Source organism: Phenylobacterium sp., from assembly GCF_030693805.1.
Classification (GTDB): Bacteria; Pseudomonadota; Alphaproteobacteria; order Caulobacterales; family Caulobacteraceae; genus Phenylobacterium.
In genome coordinates, this window is record NZ_JAUXZW010000257.1 from 1 (window position 1) to 4,281 (window position 4,281).

Annotated in this window: 3 protein-coding genes; all 3 read right to left on the minus strand. The window is 68.8% G+C overall.

Annotation, left to right across the window (positions count from 1 at the left end; genetic code table 11):
- Positions 1 to 779 (minus strand): 4-hydroxythreonine-4-phosphate dehydrogenase PdxA (locus Q8M88_RS09940; RefSeq protein WP_305596900.1); only part of this gene is annotated, 779 nt, incomplete at its 3' end.
- Positions 776 to 2,107, minus strand: a complete 1,332-nt coding sequence (locus tag Q8M88_RS09945) for a peptidylprolyl isomerase (protein WP_305596902.1) — start codon at positions 2,105 to 2,107, stop codon at positions 776 to 778. The genes Q8M88_RS09945 and Q8M88_RS09940, both read right to left, overlap by 4 nt.
- A 43-nt stretch (positions 2,108 to 2,150) precedes the next feature.
- Positions 2,151 to 4,281, minus strand: a 2,131-nt coding sequence (locus Q8M88_RS09950; protein WP_305596904.1) for an LPS-assembly protein LptD, incomplete at its 5' end; no start/stop codon positions are given.

Sequence of the window (4,281 nt, forward strand, 5' to 3'; positions counted from 1 at the left end):
CGCATGTCGGCGGGAAACAGGCTGTCGGCGGGCCAGGGGCCGGTGGCGTCGACGCCCAGGTCGCGCAGCGCCCGCACGGCGGGTTCGACGATCTCGATCTCCTCGCGCCCTAGCGAGCCGCTCTCGCCGGCGTGCGGATTGAGCCCGGCGACGGCCAGTCTCGGGGCTTCCACGCCGAAATCCCGACGCAGGGACTGGGCGGTGACCAGGCCGGCGTTGACGATCTTCTGCACCGAGAGCTGGGCCGGCACGTTGGCCAGCGCCTCGTGCACAGTGACCAGGCTGACCCGCAAGTCGCCGGCGATCAGCATCATGACCGGACCGCGTGCGCCGTCGTAGCTGGCCGCCGCGGTGAGCTCGCCGAGGAATTCGGTGTGGCCGGGGAAGCGGAACCCCGCCGCATAGAGCGGCGCCTTGGAGATCGGCGCGGTGACCAGGGCGCGCACGGCGTTGGACAGCGCCAGGCCCACAGCGGTCTCGATCCAGCGGATCACCGCGGGGCCGGCGGCGGCCGACGGCTGCCCCGCCACCACCGGCGCGCGCAGCGGCAGATCGATGACCGGCAGATAGTCCGGGAACAGCTTCGAGACCGACTCAGATGCGGTCACACGGCGCACGATCGACGCGCCATGGGCCGAAGCCGCGGCCAGGGATTGATAGTCGCCGACGACCACGAAGTCCGGTCCGGTGCGCCGCAGTTCACTCCACGCCTTCACGACGATCTCTGGGCCGATGCCCGCGGGATCTCCCAGTGTAAGGGCAATGGGTCCGTTCTTCACCGCGTCTCTATCGCCGCCGAATTCCGAAGGTCTCGCATGTAACGCCTGGAGATCATGCTTAGCTGCTGACCGAACAGACGATTTTCGATTTGCGCGCGATCAGCTTCTTCCACACCACTCGCCCGTTTTCCGCAGACCACAACCAGGTGCAACCCTGCATTGGTACGGATCGGCTGGGACAACTGGCCGGTCGGCAGGGTCTGGGCCGCGTCGCGGAACTGCGGCGCGAGGTCGGCGACCTCGGCTTCGCCCAGATCGCCGGCCACCACGCCGGGGACCTTGGCGGCCGCCGCCTCCAGATCGGCGCAACTGGTGGCCGCGGAGCGGACTCTCTCGAGCTTGACGCGAGCGGCTTCGAGATCGCCGGCGCTCGCCTGTGCGCCCAGGGCCACGGCGGCCTGCTTCATGTTGACAAGCGTGCCGCCGGAGCCGGCGCGCTTGTCGCGCAGGAAGACGAGGTAGACCCCGTCACGCACCGGGATCGGCTGCGACAGTTGGCCCGGACGCATCTGATCGAGGGCGGCCTGCACCTCGGGCGCAAGCTCGCCCTGCGAGACCCAGCCGGCGTCGCCGCCCGCCGCCGCAGACGGTGCGGCGGAGAACTGGCGGGCGACCGCAGGGAAGGGCGCGCCCTTCTGCAGTTCGGAAACAAGCTGGGCGCCGCCGCTCATCGCAGCGTCCATGCCGCCGACGCGGGAAGCGTCGATGAGCACTTCGCTGATCTGGTATTGCGGCTTGCTGGCGGCGGCGACGATCCGCTGCTGCGCCGCTTTGATCTGGTCGTCGCCGATCCGCAGGCGGGTGCCGTAACGGCCGCGGATCCAGCGCTGCCAGCTCACCTGCGCGCGGAGTTGTCCGCGCAGCGTTTCGGCGCTGACACCGCGCGCGGCCAAGGCGGCCAGGAATTGCTCCTTGCTGGTGTTGTTCTGCTTGGCCAGGTCGGCGAGCTCCAGCTCCAGCTCTTCGTCGGTGGCGATCAGGGAGATTTTCTGGTCGCGCTCGACGCGGCGAAGTTCCTGAAGCTGAAGATGCTGGTCGACCAGCGACACCAGCGCTTCCTGCTGCAGTTGCGGCAGGGATTCGGCCGTCGGCTGCACGCCGCTGGAGACGATCAGCAGGCGCATGCGCTGGCCTAGATCATAGGTCGAGATGATGTCGTCGTTGACGACGGCGGCCACCGACTCCGATAGCGCCGACGGCGCGGGCGCAGGAGCCTTCGCCGCCGCCGCCTGGGCGACGACGACGCCGGGCGCGGCGCTTGCCAACAAGGCTGCAGCCAGGGTCCAGCCGCGCATCGCGCGACCGCCGACAATACGCACGCGCGTCATGGGTATGGAGAATCCTCGGGAGCGGCTGCGCGAGCCGGTGCGGTTAACGGGCATCTATAGGTCCGCCCAATGTGGCGAGCGTTAGGCGTATGCCGACGGAGTCCGAAGGTCCCAGGCGGCCGATGACGGTGTCTTCGCGACGATAGATGACTTCGAAGCGTGTGCAGTCGTCGCGGTAGACTATCCCGAGGTCACGAACCACCCAGGCGTTCTGCACAAGGTCGCGGTTGCCGGACACCGACACCCCCCAATGCTTGGTCAGGAAGACTTCGCCGCCGAGATCGAGGTTCTCGCGCTTGGCGCCATTGATGTCGCGATCGTCGCGCAGATAGCGGACATAGCCGTAGCCATACTTCGAACTCAGGTTCGCGCCGGCCTCGGCGCGGCGCACGTCGAGGGTGTCGCTGTCGAAACGAGCGCGGGCGAACAACGCCAGGCCCTGGATCGGTTGGGCGTCGCCGGCGACGATCCAGTCCGACGACTTGGTCTGCAGGCCCGTGCGCGAGGAGAACACTTCGCTGTCCTCGTCACGGAAGCTGCGGCCGATCAGCAGGCTGGCGCGACGTCCATCGTCCCACAGCACCGAAGCGCGGGCGCCGGCGTTCAGCCGCACGCCGTCCTCATAGAGGTCGAAGCCCGGAAACTTGTTGGCGCGGAACAGGTTCGATTCGTCGAACTCGAAGGCCAGGCTGTCCTCGTCCAAGTCGATCGGCGCACCCGCCGCCGTGCGGCCGACGATGATCCGGCGCGCGGATGGCGACAGGGCGATCTGGGCGATCGGCTCCAGCACCACGGTGGCGTCCGACAGCCGGCGGACGAACGGCCAGGTGATGTCGGCGCCGGCCACCGCCAGGCCGCGCGACACCGAAGACGACGAAGTCCTGACGCCGGACGGCAAGTCGCCCAGGCTGTAACCGTCGAGGCGGACGTTGGCGAACGGCTCGACCCGCAGGCCGCCCGAACTCGTGAAGCTTGAGCGCCAGTCGGCCGCCGCTGTGACGCGACGGCTGTCGACCCCGGCGGTGCGCGCCGGGAAGGCGTCGAGCGGTGACTGCTCGCGGGTCAGCACCGCGGCCCCGCCGCTCAGCCGCAGCCTGCCGCCGGCGACCGGGCCTGCAGGTTCCCAGCGCGCCTCGATCAGCGGCGCCACGGTGGGGAAGGTGCGTTCGTTGTCGCCAGGGCGCAGGCCCTGGATGCTCATCACCGCGCCCGACGCGTAGGAGCGTTCGTCCTGACGCACCGCGTAGACCTGGGAGATCAGCCGGCGATCGTCGGCGATGTAGGGGCCGCGGGTCTCGTAGACGTCGCCCACCTCGTACTTGTCGAAGATCAGGTCCTCGGACGCACGCTCCGCCGTGAAGCCCCAGCGCCACTTCTCGTCGATGCGGAAGGCGCCGCGGGCCAGTACGTAGCTGCGCGAGGTCTCGTCGCCGAAGCGGTTGGCGGCGCCGTCGAAATCCGCCTCGTGCGTGTAGCCGAACCGCGCGTCGATCTCGCCGGAATAGAACCGCTTGCGGGCGCGCAGGTTGAGGAATGGATTGACCTTGGTGTTGATCTGCGGACTGAGCGTCACGTCCGAATAAGGCGAGATGACCAGCAGATAGGGTTGCTCGTACGACAGGCCGCGTCGGTCGGACGCGCCGATGCGCGGCGCCAGGAAGCCTGACTTGCGCTTAGCCTGCGGGTCGGCGTGCCAGAACACCGGCAGATAAAGCACCGGCGCGCCGAACACCTTGATCACCGCGTTGCGGTAGTAGACGAGCTGCCGGCCCTTATCCTGGACCACCTTCTCAGCCTGGATCGACCAGGTCGGCGTGCGCGGCGAGCCGTCCTCGGCGCAGATCTCGCACGGCGTATAGATTGCGCGGTTCAGTTCCTGGATCTGATCGGAGCGGCGAACCGCCGTGGCCCCGGCCAACTTGATGTTCTGGCCCAGCCGCGCGGAGAATCCGATGGCGACGCCGGCGCGCATCTGATCGTCGAGCACCAGTTCGTCGGCGAACTCGCTGGTGCCGTCCGGATTGAGCACCTGGACGTTGCCCCGCGCAGTGATGGCGCTGCGGCCTTCCTCATAGAACAGTTCGTCGGCGCGCAGCGTGCGCCCGCCGTAGCGGACCTCGACGCCGCCGCGCGCGGTGACCGTCTTGGCCGCGCCGTCGCGCACCACCAGGTCG